The sequence below is a fragment of the Clostridium sp. AF17-21AC genome (assembly GCF_003461365.1).
GTDB classification, from domain to species: domain Bacteria; phylum Bacillota; class Clostridia; order Lachnospirales; family Lachnospiraceae; genus Coprococcus; species Coprococcus ammoniilyticus.
In genome coordinates this window covers 124619-149086 of sequence record NZ_QTWY01000001.1, presented here as the reverse complement: position 1 = coordinate 149086, position 24468 = coordinate 124619, and the positions used below count along the sequence as shown (strand labels likewise).

Genomic DNA, 24468 nt, shown 5'->3' with positions numbered 1-24468 from the left:
ATAACGCACGGCAAATTTTATTCCTCTTATAGGATATAAAATCATTTGTCGTGCGTCAAATAAATAATTATGAATATGATGATAAAAACTGCTTTGTACGTTCCTGCTCCGGATTGTCAAATACCTCTTCCGGTCTGCCCTGCTCAAGTATATATCCATCATCCATGAATATAACCTGACTGGCTACGTCTCTTGCAAATGCCATCTCATGAGTGACAATTATCATCGTTGTCTTTTTATCTGCAAGATTTCTGAGAACCTTCAGCACTTCGCCGGTAAGCTCCGGATCAAGAGCTGATGTCGGTTCATCAAAACACAGGATATCCGGCTGCATAGCAAGTGCTCTTGCGATCGCAACTCGCTGACACTGCCCGCCTGATAACTGATGTGGATAATTGTTCATCCGGTCTCCTAGTCCCATCTGACGCAGAAGATCTTCGCCCTGTACTCTTATCTCATCCAGTATGTTCTTTTTATTTGCCTTATAGTCCGGTCTTTCCTTTGCCAGAAGCTCCCTTGCCAGCATAACATTCTGAAGTGCTGTGTACTGCGGGAACAGATTAAATGACTGAAATACCAGTCCAAAGTGCAACCGTTTCTTCCGAACCTCCGACTCCTTAAGTGTCTCCGGCTTATCCGTATCGAGAAGGATCTCATTATTTACACGGATAATTCCGTTATCCGGCATTTCAAGGAAATTCAGGCAGCGAAGCAATGTAGTCTTACCACTTCCTGATGATCCTATGATCGACAGAACCTCTCCCTGCTCTAATGAGAAGCTGATATCCTTAAGTACATCGGTCTTACCAAACTTCTTTTTTATATGTTCAACCTCTAATATCGCCATACAGCTCCTCCTCTATCTGAAGAAATCCAGTTTCTTCTCTAATTTTCCAAGTAAAACAGTAAGTACACCATTCCAGATCAGATAATAGAATGCGCAGAAGAACAATGGCCATATCGCACCTGAGATTCCCTGTGAACCTTTCATGAACGCCTGTCCTGCCCAGATAATCTCCTGCAACGCAATGATACGTGCAAGTGATGTATCCTTAACCAGCGTAATAATCTCGTTGGACATTGCAGGTACGATCTTCTTTATCATCTGAAGAAGCTTGACCTTAAAGAATATCTGTCTTGGAGTCATACCAAGCACCAGACCTGCTTCCTCCTGTCCAACAGGAATTCCCTGAATTCCTCCACGATATATCTCTGAAAAATAGCAGGCATAATTCACGATAAACGATACCGATGCTGCCACAAATCTTCCGCCTTCGCCACCACCCCAGATCGGGTTATGGAATACAAGTCCCGGGAAATAATAGATGATAAGCATCTGGATCATCAGAGGTGTGCCTCGAACGATCCACACGATAAATTTCATAAGATAGCTGAGTGGCTTAAACTTTGACATAGAGCCAAATGCTATTAAAAGTCCCAGTGGAAATGCACCAAGCAAGGTCACAAAAAACAATTTTAAAGTTTGAATAAATCCTGTATTAAGCGCCCCAAGTACAATTGGGAGCTGTTCAAAAAACAAATCCATAATAATTTTCTCTCTAAGTAATAATCAAAATAACCGTCTTATAGTCTGTTAATTACTCTGTAAGTGCTGCCTGTACCTTGTACTTCTCTGCACATTTCTCCATAGATCCATCAGCCTTGCTGTCTTTGAAAAACTTGTTAAGCTCTGCTGCAAGATCAGAATCTTTTCTGAAACCTACACCATATTCCTCACTGTTAAGGCCTACTGTATATGTAAGATTTGCATAGCCTGTGCCTTCACCTACCATAGCTGCTGCCATAAGGGAATCGATAATTGCTGCATCAGATGTTCCTGCTGCAACTTCCATAAGTGCATCTGACTGTGCCTTCACTGCTGTATAATTAAGTCCAAGTTCCTTTGCCTGATCTTCTCCGGCACTTCCTGCTTCTACAGCAAATGTAAGTTCCTTAATGCTGTCTACTGTCTGGTACTGATCTGCCTTGTCCTGTGGCACGATTACTACCTGTGCATTGTTGCAGTATGCATCAGAACATGCCATTGAACTTGTAACCTCGTCTGTAAGTGTCATACCGTTCCATACACAGTCGATTGTCTTACCATCAAGCTCCATGATCTTGTTGTCCCAGTCTATCTCTACGAATTCTGCTTTCACGCCGATGCTCTCAGCAAATGCGGATGCCATGTCTGCATCAAATCCAATCCAGTTACCTGAGTCGTCTTTGTAATCCATTGGTGCGAAATCTGTAACACCAACAACAAGAGTTCCCTTTTCCTTTACGTATTCCAGATCACTCTTTGAGTCATTTGATGAATCTTTCTTTCCACAGCCAACCATAGAAAGTCCCATTACTGCTACTAAAACCAGTGCTACTAACTTTTTCATGATTATTTCCTCCTGAATATAATTAAAAGATATATGTCTGCCCCTTCCGGGCGCAACACGATAACATAGTAACAGTTTATCACAATAAAGTCAAACGTAATCTTATGGTTTTTATGAATTTGTATTTTCCAAGAACTACAGCCAGTTAAGCCTGTTTTCAAATTTTACTTTGCGGTCTCCTGATTCTATAACTCCTATCTCATAGCAATCATAAAACCGACTGACATGATGCATTACTGCTGCCTTATCTTTTTGATTCGTCACAATATTAAAGCCTACACCACAATTAAACGTCCGCAGCATTTCTTCGTCACTGATATTCCCATTATTTCTGATATACTTAAATATGTCTAATATCTTTATTTTCGACAGATCGATCTTTGCACTCAGTCCCTCCGGAATTATCCTGCACAGATTTCCTTCTATACCACCGCCAGTGATATGCGCCATGCCATGTATAACATCTTTATCAAATAAATCTTTGATTGATCTGTAGTATGGTGTATGTGGTTTCATAATCTGCTCTATAAAGGTTAAACCATCTATCTTATCCAGTTTTATCTGCGGCATTTTGTCCATCAATAACCGTACTAACGAATATCCATTTGTATGTAAGCCATTTGATGCAATTGCCAGAACTGCATCACCCTCTTTAATCTGGGAACCATCGATTACCTTTGATCGTTCAACAATTCCAGCAATACTTGAAGTAAGTACATATACGCCTGGGTCAACAACCAATGGCTGAATAGAAGTTTCCCCACCTACCAGAGAACATTCATTTTCTTTACATGCATCTGAAACACCCTTAACCAATGTCTTTATTGTATCCGCTTCCGCATTTCCACAAACAATCGTGTCAAGTACTGCCAACGGTTTTGCACCCATAACCACAATATCATTTACTAAATGATTGACCATATCATGGCAAATAGATTCTGAATATCCATACTCTATCGCGAGTTTTTGTTTTGATCCGGGTTCTTCAGATTTTAATACCAGAACCGGATTTTCAATCTCCTGAAATTTTATATCATATAAAGAAGCAAATGGTCCCAGACCATTTAAAACACGGTCATCCTTTGTATCCAAATGTTTTGCCATCTCTCTTTTAATGGTATCAGTATAGGTTATATCAATTCCCGCCTTACTGTAAGATAACCCTTCCGCACCTCTTTCACTCCCTGCCAGGATTTCATCAACAGACACATCCAACACAATTGCCAAATCTCTTAGTATCTCAATATTGGGATAAGTTGTTCCATTTTCCCATTTTGAAATTGCCTGAAAAGAAACATTTAGCTTATCCGCCAACTGCTGTTGCGTCATGCCAAGGCTCTTTCGTTTTCCCATTATAAAATTTCCAACTTTAATACTGTCAAGCATATAAATACCTCCGTTTTTATTTTATAATAGTTTACTTTGCATGCACAAAACAATAACCACAAAAGTGAGTTTCATGCAGGGATTCAACCATGCGTTGAAAATACTTACAATTTTATAGATCTGAGGAATAAAAAATCCCACAGATACTGGATTTTTCCAATATCCATGGGACAAAAATCGTGTTTTGAATTATCTCTTTGAGAACTGTGGAGCACGACGAGCTGCCTTTAAGCCGTACTTCTTTCTTTCCTTCATACGAGGATCTCTTGTAAGGTATCCGGCCTTCTTGAGGATTGGTCTGTATTCTTCTGAATCAGCCTCAAGTAATGCTCTTGAAATACCATGTCTGATAGCACCGGCCTGACCTGTGAAGCCGCCGCCCTTTACGTTAACCATAACGTCGAACTTACCATCTGTACCTGTAGCAACTAATGGCTGCTTAACGATAACTTTCAGTGTATCAAGTCCGAAGTACTCGTCCATATCTTTCTTGTTGATTGTGATCTTACCAGTACCTGGAGCGATATAAACTCTGGCGATACTGCTTTTTCTTCTTCCTGTTCCATAGAACTTAGTTGTTTTAGCCATTGATGATATCCTCCTTCTTAGTACTTAATCTCTAAAACTTCTGGCTTCTGAGCCTGCTGCTTATGATCAGGTCCAGCGTATACATAAAGCTTTGTAATCATATCTCTTCCAAGTGGTCCCTTTGGAAGCATTCCCTTAACTGCTAAACGGATAACATCCTCTGGCTTCTTAGCCATCTTCTCTTTTAATGTAGTCTCTTTCATTCCGCCTACATAATCTGAGTGGTTGTAGTAGATCTTCTGATCCATCTTCTTACCGGTAACCTTGATCTTGTCTGCGTTTACTACTATTACATAATCACCTGTATCGATATGTGGTGTAAATGTTGGCTTGTTCTTTCCTCTTAAAATGCTTGCTATCTCTGATGATAAGCGTCCTAAAGTATGTCCTGTAGCGTCAACTACATACCACTTTCTTTCTATTGTTGATGGGCTTGCCATAAAGCTCTTCATCGTGGTACCTCCTAAATTATTTTCTAAAATATTAATATGGTATATCCTCAAATACGTTGTTTACCGGGGCATTGGTTCACACCGTATCTTTAAACTTCACACATTTGGACATTATACAATACTCATCCGTGTGTGTCAATAAACTTTCTTTATTTTTTCAGGCGTTTTTCTTTATTTTTCAGCATTCATCTGCCATTTCGCATTCAAATATGCTATCTATGTCTGACCGCAAATCTTCCGTTCATACCACGGCGGTATTTCATCATGAGAATTCTTTTGACAGATGCATTGATCCGTTTTTTCGATATCCGCTTTGTCTTGTAAGCCCGAAGCAATGCCTGATATGTTTCTTTATAATGCTCCGTGCAGAGAAGATCGTCTCCTGCCTGAACTGCTCTGACAGCACTCTCACCCTCACTTCCGGTAAAGCTCCGTACTCCTGCCATCGACAACGAATCCGTAACGATCACACCTTTAAATCCCATTGTATTTCTAATGTATTTGTTTACCTTCGGTGATATAGATGCCGGATTTTTAGAATCAAAACAATGTACAATATTATGGCTTACCATGATCATATCACATCCCGACCGGATTCCCGCCTGAAATGGCTTCAGATCCCGGTTCTTGAAGCTACTATAGCTCCGATAATCATGGATCAGGTTTGTATGCGTATCCCCATTATTTCCATAGCCCGGAAAATGTTTTAATGAGCTGATCATATCCTCCTGTTTCATGTTATTCACCACAAGATTGATATATCTGGAAGTATCCGCTGCATTTGTAGAAAAGCTTCTATTGTAAATAAAGTTACTCGAATCATATGCAACATCGGCAACCGGTGCGAGATTCGTATTGATTCCAAGCTTTTTCAGAAACTTCGCTTTATCCTTCGTATCCTTTACTATACCATTCCATCCGCCTGCAGAAAATACTGTCCTCGGCGAAGCATATGGTGTGGATCGGAACTGACGGTATCTGGATGCTCTTACTACAGCTCCGCCTTCTTCATCCACTGCGATCAACATCGGAATCTTTGACGCTTTCTGAATTCCATAGATCCGATTTCTAAGTTTCTCCGGTGTACTGTTTTCAAAATCTTCCCCAAACAAAACATATCCGCCAAACTGATATTGTTCCTGGATATTTGCAGCATTTTTAGCAGGAGCCTTCACCAGGATCATCTGGGCTATTTTCTCCTCCCAGCTCATTTCCTTCATCCTGTCAGCTACACGTTGTTTTATATATTTGTCATTTTCTTCATAATATCCGGCATGTACATCTGTGCCTGTGTCCATACATATAATCGTCAGACATAAAAGCACACTCATACATATACAAACGATTCTTTTATTCATATCGGATCTCCACCAGTGTCAAGCCTTTCGCTACTGCTGTCGGTCCTGCCTTGCTCCGGTCTCTCGCTTCCAGAATCTCCTTCACCTGCTCCGGCTCCATCAGCCCGGTTCCGACCTGCATCAAAGTTCCTGCAATGATCCTTACCATGTTATATAAGAAACCATTTCCTGTGATCCTGATATGAACCATGTCATCATCCTTTGTCACATTCACTGCATAGATCGTCCGAACCGTCGTCTGCACCTGTGCGCCTGCCGAACAGAAGCTCTTAAAATCATGCTCACCAACCAGATACGCCGCCGCCTGATTCATCCGCTCTATATCCATCGGATAATAGCAAAATGCCGCATATAACCGTTTTGACGGCAGTTCAAACCGCCGGTTCAATATGTTATATTCATAGGTTTTTACTGTATCTGCATACCTTGGATGAAAGTCCGCATCCACCTCGCAGGATTCCTGAATCCGTATATCCTCCGGAAGCCGCTGATTTAACGCAAATGAAAACTTATCCCCCGGTATCCGGGATTCAGTGTCAAATACTGCCACATTTCCACAGGCATGTACACCAGCATCTGTCCTGCTGGCTCCGATCACCTTGATATCTTCCTGCACCAGCTCGCTGATCGTCCGATTCAGCACTTCCTCTATCGTTATTCCGTTGTCCTGTACCTGCCAGCCATGATAGTTCGTACCATCATAGGCTACTACTAATTTTACTCGTTTCATTTTCCCGGTTTCCTGTTATAAAAATATCTTCATCAAGATCAATCCTACCACATATACCACCAGCAGACCATATGCAAATACATCTTTTTTGCTATATCTCAATGGTTTCATGCTGGTACGACATTCACTTCCGTGATAACATCTGGCATCCATCGCATATGCCAGATCGGTTGCACGTCGGATCGCAGATGCAAATAACGGAATAAATATCTGGGTATAGCTTCGTATCCGTTTGAAAATATTTCCGTTTTCAAAATCGGCTCCACGCGAAAGCTGTGCTTTCATAATTTTGTCCAGTTCTTCCATCAGAATCGGAATAAATCGAAGCGTGATTGAAAGCATCAATGCCATATCCGATACCGGAACACGAAAGATCTTCAGAAATCCAAACAGTTTCTCCAACCCTGCCGTAAGTGCCAATGGAAGCGTTGTATATGTCATGATCGATGAACCAATGATCAGATATACGAAACGAAATACTACAATTCCTGTTGTCTTTAAGCTGCCGGTCGTGATATGAAATCTCCAGATACTGACCAGAACCCTTCCATCACCGTTAAACAGACTGAAAAATGCTGTAAATAATATAAACGCCCAGACAACCTTAAGTCCCCGGCAGATAAAAGAAAGTGGAACACGACTTAATGCCACATACACAATAAGAAATGCTGTTGCAGCAAGAAAAGTCCACAAATCCCTGCACCAGAAGATCGTAACCGCATATACAATCGTGAGCACCAGTTTTGTTCTGGCATCCAGCTCGTGAATCGGTGATCTGGTATTATAATATTGTCCGATCGTAATGTCTCTTACCATGCTTCTTTCCTCTATGTTATCTGATAACTATCCACTTTCTTATGCTACGTTCATGTTTTGAAATGTCACCATTCATCTCTATAGCTTCATTAATTTTATATCTCTTCTTATATATTCTTTAGCTCGCTAAGCTCGTCGATCACGCCTGCCATGCTTCTTGCTATGAGCCTGATCTCCGGCAACAATGCCTCCCGGAATATCGCCATTTCCGGCATCTCTAAGCCCAGTTTTTCTACCATCTCCGGCGTTCCAAATGCCTGCTCTACTGCTCCATCATAGACCAGCTTTCCCTGTCCCATAACCAGAATACGATCTGCAATCTCATACACATCCTTCATGTCGTGTGATACAAAGATTACAGTTATATTCCGTTCTTCATGTAATCTGCGGATCAGTGCAAATAATTCCCGTTTGGATTTCGGATCCATGCCGGCAACCGGCTCATCGAGAATAAGGATCTCCGGCTTATATGCAAGGATTCCTGCAAGTGCTACACGCTTCTTCTGTCCGCCTGAAAGGTCAAACGGAGAATATTCAAAATATTCCTCTGATATATTCACAAGTGCCAATGCTTCCCTTGCCGCCTGTTCTGCTTCTGCTTTCGACATGCCGAAGTTCAATGCACCGTACATTACATCCGCTAACACCGTACTTTCAAATAACTGATACTCCGGATACTGAAACACAAATCCAATCTTCTTCCGTAATTCTTTCAGATTCTTCGTCTTTCCTACATCAATTCCATCAACCTTAAGTGTTCCCCCTATCGGACGGTAAATACCGTTTAATATATATAACAGCGTACTTTTCCCTGAACCGGTATGTCCTGCCACCGCAAGGATCTCTCCTTTTCTGATCTGAAATGACACCTGCTCTACCGCAGGAACCAGTACCGCACCATCCTTATAAGAATACTCCAGATTATCAGCCTCGACCAAGATATCTTTTTTTATCCCGGCATCCAATAACATACCATTGTGTTCTTCTCTATCCATGTTATTTCTATTATCAAGGATATCCTCATGTATTCCATCCTCATTTTTACTTGACGATATATCTTTCTGCGCCGAATTAAAATGTTCTGCTGCTTCTTGTCTGTTTACAAAAGATTTTCCATCACGCAAACATGCCTTTATCCTGTCCGCAGCATCCTGTACCGACAAAAGCCCCTCTTTTCTATCAACCAACGCACTTTTTGCGTCTTCGTCTGAATCTCTGACAAATTTCTTATCATCGGAATAATCTACTTTCAACTCATGCAACAGCTTATATGGCAATAAACTGTCAAGACCAAGCTGCTCTAACTTCTCTACCTGTGGATAAATCTCATATGGTGCGCCAATCAACTCTACATTTCCATCATCCATTACATAGATCTGATCTGCCCGAACCGTTTCCTCCATTCGATGTGTGATCATAATGACCGTGATGCCAAACTCCCGGTTCAAATGATATAAGGTATCAAGTATCTGTCTGCTTCCCACAGGATCGAGCATGGCAGTTGCTTCATCCATAACGATACATTCCGGTGACATGGCCATCACAGATGCGATTGCCAGTCTTTGCTTCTGTCCACCGCTTAGATGTGATACATTTCGTTCCAGATATGCCTCCATCCCTGTCAATCGAAGTACTTCGTTGATTCGCTCCCATATCTCCTCTGCCTGGAAGCCCAGATTTTCCAAACCAAATCCTACATCTTCCGCAACCGTATTTCCTACCATTTGGTTATCCGGATTCTGAAAGATCATCCCGACTGCACGACGGATGGCCAGCAGATCACCTTCCCGGCTCGTATCTAATACATCAGAATCTCCCTGTATCCATACCGTTCCCTGATTTGGTGCATATAAGCCATTCAGGTGTCTGGCAAATGTTGACTTTCCCGAACCGTTACGTCCAAGAACGGCAATGATCTGTCCCTTATGGGCATCAAAATCCATATCCTTCACAGCCCATTTTTCACCTGTAACATTTCCATCCTTGTCCTTGATATTAAATTTATGTCCAAGCTTTCTCACCTGAATAAAACTCATGTACACGCTCCTAGAAATAAAAAAGCTGCCAAATACACATACATGTACCTGACAGCCCTTATGTTTATAATTATACTAACTCAAGAATAACTTCCATTGCAGCATCGCCCTTACGCTGACCGATCTTGATGATTCTTGTGTAACCACCCTTGCGTCCTGCGTACTTTGTACCGTACTCATCGAATAACTTGCTTGTTAAATCAACTTTCTTTGTACCAGCTTTCTTTCCGGCAGCATCTGCAGGAACTTCAACAACCGGATATAATACCTTAAGCATTTCTCTTCTTGCATGAAGTCTTGAAGGCTGATCTTTCTTGATGGTCTTTTCTACTTCATCATATACAGTAACTTTCTTACCATCAACAACTTCCTTCACTCTCTTACCATCTTTATCTTTCTTAGCAACCTTAGCGGTAACGGTAACTTCATCATAGTTATCCTTTTCCTTAACTGCTAATGTGATAAGCTTCTCTGCAATCTTAACAACTTCCTTAGCTCTAGCTTCTGTTGTTCTGATTTTACCATGGTATAATAACTGTGTTACCTGGTTACGAAGTAATGCATTTCTCTGTGCGCTTGCTTTTCCAAGTTTTCTATACATTGCCATTTTATTTATCCTCCTTACCCTTGCGGGTCTTCACTGTGCTTACTATTATTCGGCTTGAGTGGTAAAAAGTATTATTCCTCACTGTCATTCAGTGATAAGCCTAATTCTTTCAGCTTAGCTAATACTTCATCTAATGACTTACGACCGAGGTTACGAACTTTCATCATATCCTCCGGGGTCTTATTGATCAATTCTTCAACTGTATTGATACCGGCTCTCTTTAAGCAGTTGTATGAACGAACTGATAATTCAAGCTCATCAATATTCATTTCCAGAACCTTTTCCTTCTCATCTGTTACGCTCTCAACCATTACATCAACGGATTTTGCGTTCTCAGACAGATCAACGAACAGGTTCAAATGTTCTACAAGGACTCTTGCAGCGAGGCTGACAGCCTCATCCGGTGCGATAGCACCATTTGTAAATACATCAAGTGTCAGCTTATCATAATCTGTAACCTGACCAACACGAGTATTCTGAACTGTAAGATTAACTCTCTCAACCGGTGTATATATAGAATCAATAGCGATGACATCAATCGGTGCATCTGCTTCTTTATTCTTATCAGAACCAACGTAGCCTCTGCCGTTGCCGATGGTGAGTTCCATCTCAAGTCTTGCATCCGGGCCACTAAGATTTGCAATTACAAGATCAGGATTGATGATCTCGATATCGCCGTCTACATGAATATCGGATGCTCTGACAACACAATCACCAGCTACATCGATATAAGCCTGCTTCGGCTCATTTGTTAATGAATTGTTCTTTATTACTAAAGACTTGATATTCATAACGATCTCAGTTACATCTTCCTTTACTCCGGGAATAGAACTGAACTCATGTAAAACACCTTTAATCTTAACGTGTGTTACTGCTGTACCAGGTAATGAAGAAAGCATAATTCTTCTTAATGAATTACCAAGGGTTGTACCATAGCCTCTCTCTAAAGGCTCTACTACAAACTTACCATACTTGTTATCATCTGAAATCTCAACTATCTCAATTTTTGGTTTCTCAAACTCAAACATTTAAGCCCCTCCTTTATGGGTAATTAACTGGTATACTCCAACTTTGCAAATATCATAAATATATTCTGCATCCAGACATCCACACGGGTAAACCTCGGATGGATGTACGGATGATCATATTTATTCTTATTACTTGGAATATAACTCGACAATAAGGGTCTCGTTTACAGGAACATCGATCTGCTCTCTGTTTGGCTTCTCAACTACTTCTCCACAAAGGTTTTCTCTGTCAGCGGTTAACCAACCTGGAACTAAATGTCCTTCTGTTGCAGCAATGATATCCTTATATCTCTGTAAGGATTTGCTCTTCTCTCTGATCTCGATCTTGTCTCCGGCCTTTACCTGGTATGAAGGAATGTTAACACTCTTTCCATTAACAAGTACATGCTTGTGATCTACAATCTGTCTTGCTTCTCTTCTTGTTCTTGCAAAACCTAATCTGAAGATAACATTATCAAGTCTTAACTCAAGTAATGTCATAAGGTTAGGACCTGTTAAGCCCTTCTGCTGCTCTGCCTTAGCGTAAAGGTTACGGAAAGGCTTCTCTAATACACCGTAAATGAACTTAGCCTTCTGCTTTTCACGAAGCTGTAAACCATACTCACTTACTTTTCTGTTTGCTCTTGTTGATTTTCTATTTGATTTCTTGTCAATTCCGAGATACATTGGCTCCATGCCTAAAGATCTGCATCTCTTAAGAACTGGGGTTCTATCTACTGCCATCTTACTCTGTACCTCCTAATTAGACTCTTCTTCTCTTTGGTGGACGACAACCATTATGTGGAACTGGTGTAACGTCTTTGATACTTACAACATCGATACCGCAAGCTGCGAGAGCACGGATAGCTGCTTCTCTACCTGAGCCTGGGCCTTTTACCATAACATCAACAGTCTTTAATCCGTAAGGAGCAGCAGCCTTTGCAGCTGTCTCAGCAGCCATCTGAGCAGCATATGGTGTTGACTTCTTAGAACCCTTGAATCCTAAACCGCCAGCACTTGCCCATGAAAGTGCATTACCTTCAGCGTCTGTTAATGTAACGATTGTATTATTGAAAGATGACTGAATATGAGCCTGTCCGTGCTGAACACTCTTTCTGACACGCTTCTTAGCCACTTTTTTAGTAACTTGCTTAGCCATTAACTCTTAAACCTCCTATGGTTTTCCAAATTTATACAAATGTACTTTATCTTCTGCCCGGTGCAGAAGATCTCTTATCTTCTACTATATATAAGAACAAATGAAAACAGTATTATTTTTTCTTGTTTGCTACTGTCTTCTTAGGTCCCTTACGTGTTCTTGCGTTTGTCTTTGTCTTCTGTCCACGAACAGGAAGTCCCTGTCTATGACGCTTACCACGGTAGCATGCAATTTCCTGTAAACGCTTGATGTTAAGCGCTACTTCTCTACGTAAATCTCCTTCAACAGTCTGTGTTGCATTGATTACTTCGCTGATTCTTCTTACTTCATCATCAGTTAAATCATTACAACGTGTGTCAGGATTAACATTTGCTTCCTTAAGGATACGCTGTGAAGATGTCAAACCTATACCATATACATAAGTAAGACCAATCTCAACACGCTTGTCTCTTGGTAAATCAACACCTGAAATACGAGCCATTCTAATTAACCTCCGTAAAAATTCTTCTGTCCGGCATATCGGATCTCGACATATCTCAACATAAAAATGCTGAGGTGAAATGCATATGTTTCCATCTCGCTGCCTGTTTTTTTATTTTTACTAGCATATAATGATTATGCTACAGCCGCTTTTAAAATTTACAACACATCCGTGTGTGTTGATACTTAAAAAACAAGATATCATATGGATGGGCTATCATCCGGATACCCAGTTTCTTTTTTTGATTAACCCTGACGCTGTTTGTGCTTTGGATTCTCGCAGATAACTCTAACGATACCCTTTCTCTTGATAACTTTGCACTTATCGCATATAGGTTTTACTGATGCTCTAACCTTCATTAGAAAATCTCCTTTCAAAAAAAGTCCGCTACGAATAAGCATTCTATCATTTTTCACAATAGAATGCAAGTCCCATTTTCTATTTTTTTCATATTAATGGGATTATTATGATAAATCACATCCTATAAAGGGAATATCTTTACAGGATGTTCATTACATACCTCTTTATATAGAAGAATTTATTTATCTCTCCAAACAATTCTTCCCTTTGTCAGGTCGTATGGTGATAATTCAATTGTTACCTTATCACCCGGAAGGATCTTGATATAATTCATTCTGAGCTTACCACTAATGTGTGCTAAAACCTTATGACCATTCTCGATCTCTACCTGAAACATTGCATTTGGTAACTTCTCGATTACTGTTCCTTCTACTTCAATTACGTCTGCCTTTGACATTTTTAATCCTCCTTAAAATCCTTGAGATTTTGAATTCATTTTTTATTTTCTATAATTCCAATCCTTCTGCCTGCGACAAGATGATCGGTTTGTCCTCTGTAATAAGGATCGTGTTCTCATAGTGTGCTGCATTGGAACCATCCACGGTTACGACAGTCCAGTCATCATCCAGCCAGTCTACTTCATAATCACCTGCTGTTATCATCGGTTCGATTGCGATCGTCATTCCCGGTTTCAGCTTTGGTCCTTTTTTGATCGTTTCAAAATTCGGTATTTCCGGATCCTCATGAAGATTTGCTCCAACACCATGTCCAACCAGATCTTCTACGATTCCATATCCAAATTTCAAAACATACTGCTCTACAGCCCTTCCGATATCTCGAATATGATTTCCCGGAACAGCAACCTTCATTGCTTCGAAAAAGCTCTGCTTTGTAACTGCAATCAGATGCTCATTTTCCGGCGAAATCTTTCCTACTCCATAAGTTCTTGCTGCATCGGAGTGATATCCTTCATAGATAACGCCTGCATCAAGACTTACTATGTCGCCCTCTTTCAGAAATCTTGTCTTTGATGGTATACCATGAACAACTTCCTCATTCACGGATACACAGATAGATGCCGGATAACCGTTATAATTCAGGAAGGAAGGAATACAGCCATAGCTTCTGATCACTTCTTCACCAAGTTTATCGATCTCATAGGTTGTGATTCCCGGTTTGATCGCCTTCTTCAGCTCCTCATGTGTGAGAGCCAGAATTCTACCGGCTTCTTTCATCAATTCAATTTCTCTCTCAGATTTTATAGATATTGCCATTTTATTCACCTAAAATCTTAACGATTGCTGCAAATACATCATTCATATCCATTGTTCCATCAACTTCTTTCAGGATTCCTTTCTTAGCATAGAAATCGATCAATGGCTGTGTCTGCTCATGATATACTTTCAGTCTGTTTAATACTGTTTCCGGCTGATCGTCATCTCTTAAGATAAGATCGGATGAACATACATCACATTTGCCTTCCACTTTTGTAGGGTTATATACAATATGATATGTTGCACCACAACCAACGCATGCACGTCTTCCGGACATTCTGCGAACGATATTCTCATCCGGTACTTCTACGTTGATCGCATAGTCTACAGAATCACCGATTGCTGATAATGCTTTGTCAAGTGCCTCTGCCTGTGGAATAGTTCTTGGAAATCCATCAAGGATATATCCCTTTGCGCAGTCGTCTGCTTTGAATCTGTCAATTACCAGATCTACAACTAATTCATCCGGAACAAGAAGTCCCTTATCCATATATTCTTTTGCCTTTGCTCCGAGTTCTGTTCCGTTCTTGATGTTTGCTCTGAAAATATCTCCTGTTGAGATATGTGGTACTCCGTACTTCTCAGCGATCATTTTAGCCTGTGTACCTTTGCCTGCGCCTGGCGCACCTAACATAATTATCTTCATATATAACCTCCATTTTTTATTTTCCTGCGGGATACGTTCATTGCAATCCCTCCTGTTATCAGCCGTCCTCCAAATGAACAAGCCATAGATACTTATACTATAATACACGAATAGGAAGTGCACAAGTGTACACTCCCATTTTTCGTGTTTTTTATATCTGTATCTTACAATTAATCTAATAAGAATCCCTGATAATGTCTTACTAACATCTGTGATTCCAGACTCTTCATGGTTTCAATTACAACACCAACTACGATGATGATGGATGTTCCACCGAATGAAACATTTACACTGAAAAATCCGTTGAAGAACATAGGAATCATCGCAACGATCAAAAGACCAACTGCTCCGATAAATATAATATAGTTCAGTATTTTATTTAAATAGTCCTGGGTTGGCTTACCTGGTCGAATACCCGGTACAAAACCACCGCTCTTCTTCATGTTATTTGCAATCTCCATCGGATTGAAGGTAATTGCTGTATAGAAATACGCGAAGAAGAATACCAGTAAGATATATACTGCCAATCCAAGGAATCCCCAAGGATAGTTCGGATTAAACCAGTATGACTGGCTCATTCCCTGAAGGATCTTAGCACCAACACCGGATGGACTCTTTCCAAATAAACTCGTTATAATAGAAGGAATCGCCATCAGTGAAGAAGCGAAGATTACAGGAATAACGCCTGCTGTATTTACCTTAAGTGGAATGTTGGAGGACTGACCTCCCATCTGCTTTCTACCCTGAACTTTCTTTGCATACTGTACAGGAATCTTTCTTTCAGCTCCCTGAAGCATACATACAAGAATGGTTACACATACAACAATTGCAACAACCAGAAGTGCGATCAGACACATTCTGACTGCATCTTTGCCTTTGATGAACTGTGTGTAAATATTCTTGAAATCATTTGGCATGGTTGATACGATGTTAATCAACAGGATAATGGAAATACCATTTCCCACACCACGATCTGTTACACGTTCGCCAAGCCACATTACAAATGCACTACCACCTGTAAGGATAACGATCATTGAAAGCACTGTCCAGAAATTGTAGCTGTCCATGAATCCTTTTCTTCCGAAATTGATCGCAAGACCTGCACTTTCCAGAATTGCAAGACCAATCGTTAAGATACGGGTAATTGCTGTAATTTTCTTTCTTCCGTCTTCACCATCTTTCTGCATTTCTTCCAGAGCTGGAATTGCTATGGTAAGAAGCTGGATGATAATGGAAGATGTAATATATGGTGTTACGTTCAATGCAAATATTGACATCTGATCGAACGATCCTCCGGTGAATGAGCTGAACAGATTGAAGGAATCTCCAAGTGCGTTACTTAGATATTCTTTAATTGCATCTGCACGGATTCCCGGTACAGTAATCAGGCTTCCCAGCCTGACTACTATGAGAACAAAGAATGTGTATAATAATTTCTGTCTTAATTCCTTTACTTTGAATGCGTTGATAAAGGTTTTAAACATTATTAGATCACCTCTGCTTTTCCGCCAAGAGCTTCAATCTTCTCGGCTGCTGACTTTGAAAAAGCATTTGCCTTAACTGTAAGCTTCTTTGTTAACTCTCCATTTCCAAGAATCTTAACTCCATCACGTGGATTCTTTACGATACCGCATTCAACAAGTGTATCTACTGTAACCTCTGCTCCATCCTCGAAACGATCAAGAACTGAAACATTGATTGCAACGATATCTTTGTGATTGATACATGTAAATCCTCTCTTAGGGATTCTTCTATATAAAGGCATCTGTCCGCCTTCAAATCCTGGTCTAGGTGATCCTGAACGTGCCTTCTGACCCTTATGGCCCTTACCTGCAGTCTTACCATTTCCTGAACCATGACCACGGCCTACTCTGAAATTAGTACTATGCTTAGAACCTTCTGCTGGCTTTAATGTTGATAAATTCACGACCTGCACCTCCTTCAAATATAATTAAATCTCTTCTACCTTTACTAAATAACTAACCTGCTTAACCATACCAAGAGTTGCAGCATTGTTAGGAAGTTCAACTGACTTGTTTACCTTCTTAAGACCTAATGCTTCTACAGTTCTCTTATGCTTTGGTACGCATCCGATTGGTGATTTTACTAAAGTAACTTTTAACTTATCTGCCATCTTATAATACCTCCTTAGTTAAGTATCTCATCAACAGATTTTCCACGAAGTCTTGCGATCTCTTCCGGAGTCTTGATCTCTGAAAGACCTTTGATTGTTGCAAGAACTACGTTCTGTTTGTTGTTTGATCCTAAGGATTTTGTACGGATATTCTTGTATCCAGCAAGCTCAAGTACGTTACGAGCAGGACCACCGGCGATAATACCAGTACCTTCTGGAGCTGACTTAAGCAATACTGTTGCACTACCAAATTCTCCGTTCCAATCATATGGGATACTTCCGTTTTCATTTACAGGAACTGTAACAAGGTGCTTAGCTGCATCTTCCTTACCCTTACGGATAGCTTCAGGAATTTCTACAGCCTTACCAACGCCTACGCCTACATGACCGTTTTTGTCACCAACAACTACAAGACATGCAAATCTAGAATTACGTCCGCCCTTAACAACCTTAGTTACACGTTTGATATCTACTACTTTATCTTCTAATTCTAATTTACTAGCATCAATTATTTCACGCTTCATATGTTGTTCTTCCTCCTTCTTAGAATTCTAGACCAGCTTCTCTTGCTGCATCTGCTAATGCCTGAACCTTACCCTGGTAGATGAATCCTCCTCTGTCAAATACAACAGTCTTGATTCCCTTTTCCAGTGCTCTTTCAGCAACAACTTTACCAACGTATGCTGCTGCATCTACATTATCTGTCTGCTCAAGTGCTTCCTTGATTGACTTCTCTACTGTTGATGCTGCTACAATTGTGTTTCCAACTGAATCATCAATAATCTGAGCGTACATATGATTATTACTTCTGAAAACCGCTAAACGTGGTCTATCTGCTGTTCCAGCTAAATGATTACGAACACGCATATGCTTCTTAATACGAACTTCGCTTCTTGATTCTTTATTAACCATCTTATCTCACTCCTTTATTATTTCTTACCAGTCTTACCAACTTTACGTCTGATAGTCTCGTCAACATACTTGATACCTTTGCCCTTGTAAGGTTCCGGTGCTCTCTTTTCTCTGATCTCTGCTGCATACTGACCAACTTTTTCCTTGTCAATACCAACAACTGAAATCTTGTTACCATCAACCTTTACTTCGATACCTTCTGGGTCAACCATCTCAACTGGATGTGAATAACCAAGAGCAAGAACTAATTTATTGCCCTGCTTCTGAGCTCTATAACCTACACCGTTTACTTCCAGATCCTTAACATAACCCTCTGTAACACCAATGATCATGTTGTGGATAAGTGTTCTGGTAAGTCCGTGTAAAGACTTCATCTTCTTTAAATCATTAGGTCTTGAAACTGTGATTACATCAGCTTCTAACTTAATATCCATTTCTGCTGGGAGAACTCTCTCAAGTGTTCCCTTTGGTCCTTTAACAGTCACTTTATTATTTTCTGCGATATCTACAGTCACTCCTGCAGGTACAGCGATAGGCATTCTTCCGATACGTGACATTTCGCCTTCCTCCTTAAAATTTATATTATTTGTATTTGTGCTGCATGGAGTGTATCCATGCAGGCTTTAACCTCCGGTATTTTTCAGGAAATGATGCCGGAGGGATTGTTTTATCAGCTTTCGCACTAACTTCGCACGGCGCTTTCAGCTTGTGCTCACTAAGTGCTCTAATGACATCCACTCGAACTAAACTCATCCATCGTCTTCGACTCGTATTCGTTAAGTCTCGGGATGGGCTTTCGCACTAACTTCGCACGGCGCTTTCAGCTTGTGCTCACTAAGTGCTCTAATGACATCCACTCGAACTAAACTCATCCATCGTCTTCGACTCGTATTCGTTAAGTCTCGGGATGGGCTTTCGCACTAACTTCGCACGGCGCTTTCAGCTTGTGCTCACTAAGTGCTCTAATGACATCCACTCGAACTAAACTCATCCATCGTCTTCGACTCGTATTCGTTAAGTCTCGGGATGGGCTTTCGCACTAACTTCGCACGGCGCTTTCAGCTTGTGCTCACTAAGTGCTCAATGCCTACCAAACAAATGCTAATACTTCGCCACCAACATTCTGCTTTCTTGCTTCCTTGTCAGTAAGTACACCTTTGTTTGTTGAAATAATTGCAGTTCCGAGTCCACCAAGTACTCTTGGAAGCTCATCCTTGCTTGCATATACACGAAGACCTGGCTTAGAGATTCTCTTAAGGCCTGTGATGATCTTCTCGTTCTTATCTGCACCATACTTCAATGTAATTTTGATTGTCTCAAACTTACCATCTTCGATAATGTCTACTGCCTGAACATATCCTTCTGATAAAAGGATGTCAGCAATAGCCTTTTTCATCTTTGAAGCAGGGATTTCTACTGTATCATGTTTTGCTGTGTTAGCATTACGAATTCTTGTAAGCATATCTGCTATTGGATCGCTCATTGACATAATGTTTCTTCCTCCTTCTATCTCTTACCAGCTTGATTTCTTAACGCCAGGGATCTGTCCCTTGTATGCTAATTCACGGAAGCAGATTCTACAGATTCCGTATTTCTTTAATACTGAGTGTGGACGTCCACAAATCTTGCAACGTGTATATTCTCTTGATGAGAACTTCTGTTTACGCTGCTGTTTAACTTTCATTGCTGTCTTAGCCATAACGAATCTTCCTCCTTTAATTATTTGCTGTAAGGCATACCAAATAATGTTAACAGTTCGCGACCTTCTTCGTCTGTCTCTGCTGTTGTAACAAAGATGATATCCATACCTCTGACTTTATCAATCTTATCGTACTCGATTTCCGGGAAAATGAGCTGTTCCTTGATACCTAAAGCATAGTTACCTCTGCCATCGAAACCGTTAGGGTTAACACCTCTAAAGTCACGTACACGAGGAAGTGCAAGGTTTACAAGACGATCTAAGAACTCATACATCTTCTCGCCACGAAGTGTTACTTTACATCCGATAGGCATTCCTTCTCTTAACTTGAAGTTAGCAACTGACTTTCTCGCACGTGTAACAACTGCCTTCTGACCGGCGATTGTTTCAAGATCCTTGATAGCTGCGTCTAAAACTTTAGCATTTTCTCTTGCTTCACCAACGCCCATGTTAATAACGATCTTATCAAGCTTTGGGATCTGCATTACATTTTTATATCCAAATTTTTCAGTCATGGCGCTTTTAATTTCAGCGTCATACTTTTCTCTAAGTCTACTCAACTAAGACGACCTCCTTCCAATTAATCTATCTTCTCTGTTTTGCCATCTACTTTAGCAACACGGACTTTATCTTTACCTGTTCCTTCAAAACCAACTCTTACCGGCTTGCCTTTGTAAAGATACATTACATTGGAGATGTCCATTGGAGCTTCCATTTCGATAATTCCGCCTGCCTGGTTAGCCATGCTTGGCTTGCTGTGCTTAAATACTTTATTTACGCCTTCAACGACTACAGTACCGTTCTTCTTGTCAACATGAAGGACCTTGCCTTCTTTGCCTTTATCCTTGCCGGCAATAACCTGTACCATATCATCTTTCTTAATCTTTAATGTTGCCATGGTCTACACCTCCTTATAATACTTCAGGTGCAAGTGAGACAATCTTCATGAACTTCTTGTCTCTTAACTCTCTTGCAACTGGTCCAAAGATACGTGTTCCTCTTGGATTTAAATCGTCTTTTATAATAACTGCTGCATTCTCATCAAACTTGATGTATGAACCATCCTTACGACGAGCGCCCTTCTTTGATCTTACTACTACGGCCTTAACAACATCACCTTTTTTAACAACTCCGCCTGGTGTTGCGTCTTTAACTGAGGCAACGATGATATCGCCGATATTTGCATATCTTCTTACTGAGCCGCCTAAAACTCTGATGCAAAGGAGCTCTTTGGCACCAGTATTATCAGCAACTTTAAGTCTTGTTTCCTGCTGAACCATTTTATTTGCCTCCTTATTTAGCCTTCTCTATAATCTCAACAAGTCTCCATCTCTTATCCTTTGATAAAGGTCTTGTCTCCATAACTCTTACTCTATCGCCAATATTGCACTCATTCTTCTCATCATGAGCCTTTAACTTGTAAGTTCTCTTTACGATCTTTCCATAAAGAGGATGCTTAACATTATCTACGATAGAAACAACGATTGTCTTGTCCATCTTGTCACTTGTAACGATACCTACACGTGTTTTTCTCAGATTTCTTTCCACAATATATTCCTCCTTCTAAGATAATTAAGCATTAGCCTTCTGGGCTATAACTGTCTGTATTCTTGCAATATTCTTTCTTACGTCTTTGATTCTGCTTGTGTTCTCTAACTGATTTGTAGCATTCTGGAATCTTAAGTTGAATAATTCCTTCTTTGCAGCTACTAATTCGTTCTGAAGCTCATCAACAGATTTAGCATTTAATTCGTTCATATAGTCCTTAGTTTTCACTGCCTGCTACCTCCTCTAAATCTTCTTTTGAAACGATCTTACACTTAAGTGGAAGCTTGTGCATAGCAAGTCTTAAAGCTTCTTTTGCTACTTCTTCAGGTACGTCTGCAATCTCGAACATAACTCTGCCCGGCTTAACAACTGCTACCCAGTACTCAAGTGCTCCCTTACCTGAACCCATACGAGTTTCAGCCGGCTTAGCTGTAACTGGTTTATCAGGGAAGATCTTGATAAATACTTTACCACTACGCTTCATATATCTTGTCATCGCAATACGGGCTGCTTCGATCTGGTTTGACTTGATCCATGCCGGCTCAAGTGCTACTAAACCATACTGACCGTTTGTAATCTTATTGCCTCTAAGTGCCTTACCAGCCATAGTTCCTCTGAACTGCTTACGACGCTTTACTCTCTTAGGCATTAACATTATTTATCCGCTCCTTCCTTATTTCCTTTTACAGGAAGTACTTCACCATGGTAAACCCATGTCTTAACACCAACTTTACCAAATGTTGTGTCTGCTTCAGCAAAACCATAATCAATGTCAGCACGAAGTGTCTGAAGAGGAATTGTTCCCTGGCTGTAGAACTCTGTTCTAGCCATATCAGCACCACCAAGACGTCCTGAACATGAAGCCTTGATACCAAGCGCTCCAGCTTTCATTGTTCTGCTCATGCATGACTTCATTGCTTTTCTGAATGAGATACGGTTCTCAAGCTGTGCTGCAATGTTCTCAGCTACTAACTGTGCGTCTGCATCCGGCTTCTTGATTTCTTTTACATCGATGAACAGCTTCTTATCTGTAAGCTTCTGTGCATCTGCTTTGATCTTTTCAATTCCAGCTCCGCCCTTACCGATGATAACACCAGGCTTAGCTGTATATAATGCAACCTTTACTCTGTCTGCAGCTCTCTCGATCTCGATCTTTGAGATATTTGCATTGTAAAGTGTCTTCTTTAAATAAGTTCTGATTTTATGATCTTCTACAAGGTTGTTAGAAAATTCATCATTCTTTGTGTCAGCATACCATCTTGAATCCCAATCTTTGATAACGCCGACTCTTAAACCATGAGGATTAACTTTCTGTCCCATTATTTACCTCCTATCTCTCGTCAAGCACGATTGTGATGTGACTTGTTCTCTTCTCGATTCTATATGCTCTACCCTGGGCTCTTGGATGAACTCTCTTCATTGTAGGTCCCTTGTTAGCGTAGCACTCTGCTACATAAAGGTCCTCTGCCTTAAGTCCATTGTTGTTTTCAGCATTTGCGATTGCTGACTTTAACAGCTTCTCTATAACACTTGAACCATATCTTGGGTTGTATGCCAGAATACCAAGTGCAGTCTGAACATCCTTACCTCTGATGGCATCTAATACGAAACAAGCCTTTGTTACTGACACTCTTGCATATGATACCTTAGCTGATGGTCTGGTATCTTTATTCTCATTTCTGAGTCTCTTATCATGGGATCTATGTCCTTTAGCCATGATTTAGTCCTCCTTTCAAATATTCCAAATATTATCTTCTACCCTTCTTTTCGTCTTTACCATGACCTCTGTAGGTTCTGGTAACTACGAACTCACCAAGCTTATGTCCAACCATGTCTTCTGTAACATATACAGGTACATGCTTTCTTCCATCATGAACTGCGATTGTATGACCTACGAATGATGGGAAAATTGTTGAACGTCTTGACCAGGTCTTAACAACTTCTTTGCTATTGCTTGCATTCATAGCATCTATCTTCTTGAGTAAATGCTCATCTGCGAATGGTCCTTTTTTTAATGAACGAGCCATTGTCATACCTCCTTATTAACTATTTAATGCTCTTGCCGTCTCTTCTTCTTACGATCATCTTATTAGACTGCTTGTTCTTCTTTCTTGTCTTTAATCCCATTGCTGGCTTACCCCATGGAGTTGAAGGGCCTGAACGACCGATTGGTGCTCTACCTTCACCACCACCATGTGGATGGTCATTAGGGTTCATAACAGAACCACGAACTGTTGGTCTAATACCCATGTGACGTTTACGTCCGGCTTTACCAATGTTAACAAGGCCATGCTCAATGTTTCCTACCTGACCGATTGTTGCACGGCAGATGATTGGAACCATTCTCATTTCGCCTGAAGGAAGTCTTAATGTTGCATACTTTCCTTCCTTAGCCATAAGCTGTGCTGAGTTACCTGCTGAACGAACAAGCTGTCCGCCCTTACCTGGGTATAACTCGATGTTGTGTACTAATGTACCAACTGGAATATTCTGAAGTGGGAGGCAGTTACCAACTTTGATCTCTGCTTCAGCACCACTCATAAGAACATCTCCTACTGCTAACTTATAAGGAGCAAGGATGTATCTCTTCTCGCCATCAGCGTAGAACAGAAGTGCAATGTTTGCTGATCTGTTTGGATCATATTCGATTGCATTAACTGTTGCTGGAATTCCATCCTTATCGTTTCTCTTGAAATCTATAATTCTGTATTTACGTTTCTCACCACCACCGTGATGTCTAACTGTGATCTTTCCCTGATTATTACGACCAGCTGTCTTGCTCATTGATACAACGAGTGATTTCTCAGGTGTTGATTTTGTGATCTCTGAAAAATCAAGGCCAGTCATATTTCTTCTGGAAGGTGTATATGGGTTATATGTCTTAATTCCCATTTTTGTTCTCCTTTCGGTTCAATTTATTGTCACGCTTTTTTGCGTATAAATCT

37 protein-coding genes are annotated in these 24468 nt (G+C 40.6%); all 37 read right to left on the bottom strand.

Features of this window, described 5'->3' with window-relative positions; translation table 11 throughout:
• Positions 1 to 67 precede the first annotated feature (67 nt).
• The gene (locus tag DWW85_RS00785; protein ID WP_021944957.1) at positions 68 to 847 is read right to left on the bottom strand and encodes an amino acid ABC transporter ATP-binding protein; all 780 of its coding nucleotides are present in this window, start codon (positions 845 to 847) and stop codon (positions 68 to 70) included.
• A 12-nt stretch (positions 848 to 859) separates the two neighbouring features.
• Positions 860 to 1546, bottom strand: a complete 687-nt coding sequence (locus tag DWW85_RS00780) for an amino acid ABC transporter permease (protein WP_008402705.1) — start codon at positions 1544 to 1546, stop codon at positions 860 to 862.
• 52 nt (positions 1547 to 1598) lie between these two features.
• Entirely contained in the window at positions 1599 to 2390 is a 792-nt protein-coding gene (locus tag DWW85_RS00775; RefSeq protein WP_021944958.1) for a transporter substrate-binding domain-containing protein, read from the bottom strand.
• A 135-nt stretch (positions 2391 to 2525) separates the two neighbouring features.
• Positions 2526 to 3776 (bottom strand): phosphoribosylformylglycinamidine cyclo-ligase, encoded by a 1251-nt coding sequence (gene purM, locus DWW85_RS00770; RefSeq protein ID WP_117807176.1) that lies wholly within the window; start codon positions 3774 to 3776, stop codon positions 2526 to 2528.
• Between the two features lie 189 nt (positions 3777 to 3965).
• Positions 3966 to 4364 carry a 30S ribosomal protein S9 gene (gene rpsI, locus DWW85_RS00765; RefSeq protein ID WP_008402708.1) on the bottom strand — a complete coding sequence of 133 codons (399 nt, stop codon included), beginning with the start codon at positions 4362 to 4364 and terminating at the stop codon, positions 3966 to 3968.
• Between the two features lie 17 nt (positions 4365 to 4381).
• Positions 4382 to 4816 (bottom strand): 50S ribosomal protein L13, encoded by a 435-nt coding sequence (gene rplM, locus DWW85_RS00760; protein ID WP_008402709.1) that lies wholly within the window; start codon positions 4814 to 4816, stop codon positions 4382 to 4384.
• Positions 4817 to 5028: 212 nt separating this feature from the next.
• Entirely contained in the window at positions 5029 to 6174 is a 1146-nt protein-coding gene (locus DWW85_RS00755) for a glycoside hydrolase family 3 N-terminal domain-containing protein (RefSeq protein WP_117807175.1), read from the bottom strand.
• Positions 6167 to 6904 carry a tRNA pseudouridine(38-40) synthase TruA gene (truA, locus tag DWW85_RS00750; protein WP_117807174.1) on the bottom strand — a complete coding sequence of 246 codons (738 nt, stop codon included), beginning with the start codon at positions 6902 to 6904 and terminating at the stop codon, positions 6167 to 6169. Before truA ends, DWW85_RS00755 begins: the two co-directional genes overlap by 8 nt.
• A gap of 15 nt (positions 6905 to 6919) precedes the next feature.
• Positions 6920 to 7720: an energy-coupling factor transporter transmembrane component T gene (locus DWW85_RS00745; RefSeq protein WP_117807173.1), complete on the bottom strand. Its 801-nt coding sequence runs from the start codon at positions 7718 to 7720 to the stop codon at positions 6920 to 6922.
• 107 nt (positions 7721 to 7827) lie between these two features.
• On the bottom strand, positions 7828 to 9756 hold the full coding sequence (locus tag DWW85_RS00740; protein ID WP_117807172.1) for an energy-coupling factor transporter ATPase: 1929 nt from the start codon (positions 9754 to 9756) through the stop codon (positions 7828 to 7830).
• Positions 9757 to 9826: 70 nt separating this feature from the next.
• Positions 9827 to 10363 (bottom strand): bL17 family ribosomal protein, encoded by a 537-nt coding sequence (locus DWW85_RS00735; RefSeq protein ID WP_117807171.1) that lies wholly within the window; start codon positions 10361 to 10363, stop codon positions 9827 to 9829.
• 71 nt (positions 10364 to 10434) lie between these two features.
• Entirely contained in the window at positions 10435 to 11391 is a 957-nt protein-coding gene (locus tag DWW85_RS00730) for a DNA-directed RNA polymerase subunit alpha (protein ID WP_008402715.1), read from the bottom strand.
• A gap of 129 nt (positions 11392 to 11520) precedes the next feature.
• Positions 11521 to 12114: a 30S ribosomal protein S4 gene (gene rpsD / locus DWW85_RS00725; protein WP_008402717.1), complete on the bottom strand. Its 594-nt coding sequence runs from the start codon at positions 12112 to 12114 to the stop codon at positions 11521 to 11523.
• 19 nt (positions 12115 to 12133) lie between these two features.
• Positions 12134 to 12529: a 30S ribosomal protein S11 gene (gene rpsK / locus DWW85_RS00720; protein WP_008402719.1), complete on the bottom strand. Its 396-nt coding sequence runs from the start codon at positions 12527 to 12529 to the stop codon at positions 12134 to 12136.
• Between the two features lie 112 nt (positions 12530 to 12641).
• Entirely contained in the window at positions 12642 to 13010 is a 369-nt protein-coding gene (gene rpsM, locus DWW85_RS00715; protein WP_021944966.1) for a 30S ribosomal protein S13, read from the bottom strand.
• A gap of 245 nt (positions 13011 to 13255) precedes the next feature.
• Positions 13256 to 13369: a 50S ribosomal protein L36 gene (rpmJ, locus tag DWW85_RS00710; RefSeq protein ID WP_015533797.1), complete on the bottom strand. Its 114-nt coding sequence runs from the start codon at positions 13367 to 13369 to the stop codon at positions 13256 to 13258.
• A gap of 179 nt (positions 13370 to 13548) precedes the next feature.
• The gene (infA, locus tag DWW85_RS00705; RefSeq protein WP_008402721.1) at positions 13549 to 13767 is read right to left on the bottom strand and encodes a translation initiation factor IF-1; all 219 of its coding nucleotides are present in this window, start codon (positions 13765 to 13767) and stop codon (positions 13549 to 13551) included.
• A gap of 49 nt (positions 13768 to 13816) precedes the next feature.
• On the bottom strand, positions 13817 to 14584 hold the full coding sequence (gene map / locus DWW85_RS00700; protein ID WP_021944967.1) for a type I methionyl aminopeptidase: 768 nt from the start codon (positions 14582 to 14584) through the stop codon (positions 13817 to 13819).
• 1 nt (position 14585) lies between these two features.
• Positions 14586 to 15230, bottom strand: coding sequence for an adenylate kinase (locus DWW85_RS00695; protein WP_021944968.1), 645 nt, complete (start codon positions 15228 to 15230; stop codon positions 14586 to 14588).
• 170 nt (positions 15231 to 15400) lie between these two features.
• On the bottom strand, positions 15401 to 16714 hold the full coding sequence (secY, locus tag DWW85_RS00690) for a preprotein translocase subunit SecY (protein ID WP_117807170.1): 1314 nt from the start codon (positions 16712 to 16714) through the stop codon (positions 15401 to 15403).
• A gap of 2 nt (positions 16715 to 16716) precedes the next feature.
• Positions 16717 to 17157, bottom strand: coding sequence for a 50S ribosomal protein L15 (gene rplO, locus DWW85_RS00685; RefSeq protein ID WP_117807169.1), 441 nt, complete (start codon positions 17155 to 17157; stop codon positions 16717 to 16719).
• Between the two features lie 24 nt (positions 17158 to 17181).
• Positions 17182 to 17364, bottom strand: coding sequence for a 50S ribosomal protein L30 (gene rpmD / locus DWW85_RS00680; RefSeq protein ID WP_008402727.1), 183 nt, complete (start codon positions 17362 to 17364; stop codon positions 17182 to 17184).
• Positions 17365 to 17378: 14 nt separating this feature from the next.
• Positions 17379 to 17888 carry a 30S ribosomal protein S5 gene (gene rpsE / locus DWW85_RS00675; RefSeq protein ID WP_008402728.1) on the bottom strand — a complete coding sequence of 170 codons (510 nt, stop codon included), beginning with the start codon at positions 17886 to 17888 and terminating at the stop codon, positions 17379 to 17381.
• Between the two features lie 19 nt (positions 17889 to 17907).
• Positions 17908 to 18276, bottom strand: coding sequence for a 50S ribosomal protein L18 (gene rplR, locus DWW85_RS00670; RefSeq protein WP_008402729.1), 369 nt, complete (start codon positions 18274 to 18276; stop codon positions 17908 to 17910).
• A 17-nt stretch (positions 18277 to 18293) separates the two neighbouring features.
• Entirely contained in the window at positions 18294 to 18833 is a 540-nt protein-coding gene (gene rplF, locus DWW85_RS00665; protein WP_021944971.1) for a 50S ribosomal protein L6, read from the bottom strand.
• 530 nt (positions 18834 to 19363) lie between these two features.
• Complete coding sequence (rpsH, locus tag DWW85_RS00660; protein ID WP_021944972.1) at positions 19364 to 19765, bottom strand: 30S ribosomal protein S8; 402 nt, start codon at positions 19763 to 19765, stop codon at positions 19364 to 19366.
• Positions 19766 to 19789: 24 nt separating this feature from the next.
• Positions 19790 to 19975 (bottom strand): type Z 30S ribosomal protein S14, encoded by a 186-nt coding sequence (locus DWW85_RS00655; protein WP_008402734.1) that lies wholly within the window; start codon positions 19973 to 19975, stop codon positions 19790 to 19792.
• 20 nt (positions 19976 to 19995) lie between these two features.
• Positions 19996 to 20535, bottom strand: a complete 540-nt coding sequence (rplE, locus tag DWW85_RS00650; protein ID WP_008402736.1) for a 50S ribosomal protein L5 — start codon at positions 20533 to 20535, stop codon at positions 19996 to 19998.
• 20 nt (positions 20536 to 20555) lie between these two features.
• Positions 20556 to 20873 carry a 50S ribosomal protein L24 gene (gene rplX / locus DWW85_RS00645; protein ID WP_021944973.1) on the bottom strand — a complete coding sequence of 106 codons (318 nt, stop codon included), beginning with the start codon at positions 20871 to 20873 and terminating at the stop codon, positions 20556 to 20558.
• Positions 20874 to 20886: 13 nt separating this feature from the next.
• A complete protein-coding gene (gene rplN, locus DWW85_RS00640; protein WP_008402739.1) occupies positions 20887 to 21255 on the bottom strand; it encodes a 50S ribosomal protein L14 in 369 nt (122 codons plus the stop codon).
• A 13-nt stretch (positions 21256 to 21268) separates the two neighbouring features.
• A complete protein-coding gene (gene rpsQ / locus DWW85_RS00635) occupies positions 21269 to 21526 on the bottom strand; it encodes a 30S ribosomal protein S17 (protein ID WP_173783815.1) in 258 nt (85 codons plus the stop codon).
• Positions 21527 to 21547: 21 nt separating this feature from the next.
• On the bottom strand, positions 21548 to 21751 hold the full coding sequence (gene rpmC / locus DWW85_RS00630; protein ID WP_008402741.1) for a 50S ribosomal protein L29: 204 nt from the start codon (positions 21749 to 21751) through the stop codon (positions 21548 to 21550).
• The gene (gene rplP / locus DWW85_RS00625; RefSeq protein ID WP_117807168.1) at positions 21741 to 22178 is read right to left on the bottom strand and encodes a 50S ribosomal protein L16; all 438 of its coding nucleotides are present in this window, start codon (positions 22176 to 22178) and stop codon (positions 21741 to 21743) included. The genes rpmC and rplP overlap by 11 nt, the downstream gene beginning before the upstream one ends.
• A complete protein-coding gene (rpsC, locus tag DWW85_RS00620; protein ID WP_117807167.1) occupies positions 22178 to 22843 on the bottom strand; it encodes a 30S ribosomal protein S3 in 666 nt (221 codons plus the stop codon). Before rpsC ends, rplP begins: the two co-directional genes overlap by 1 nt.
• A gap of 10 nt (positions 22844 to 22853) precedes the next feature.
• Positions 22854 to 23240: a 50S ribosomal protein L22 gene (gene rplV / locus DWW85_RS00615; protein WP_008402744.1), complete on the bottom strand. Its 387-nt coding sequence runs from the start codon at positions 23238 to 23240 to the stop codon at positions 22854 to 22856.
• Between the two features lie 31 nt (positions 23241 to 23271).
• The gene (gene rpsS, locus DWW85_RS00610) at positions 23272 to 23550 is read right to left on the bottom strand and encodes a 30S ribosomal protein S19 (protein WP_021944977.1); all 279 of its coding nucleotides are present in this window, start codon (positions 23548 to 23550) and stop codon (positions 23272 to 23274) included.
• A 19-nt stretch (positions 23551 to 23569) separates the two neighbouring features.
• Positions 23570 to 24415 (bottom strand): 50S ribosomal protein L2, encoded by an 846-nt coding sequence (rplB, locus tag DWW85_RS00605; RefSeq protein ID WP_021944978.1) that lies wholly within the window; start codon positions 24413 to 24415, stop codon positions 23570 to 23572.
• Positions 24416 to 24468 lie beyond the last annotated feature (53 nt).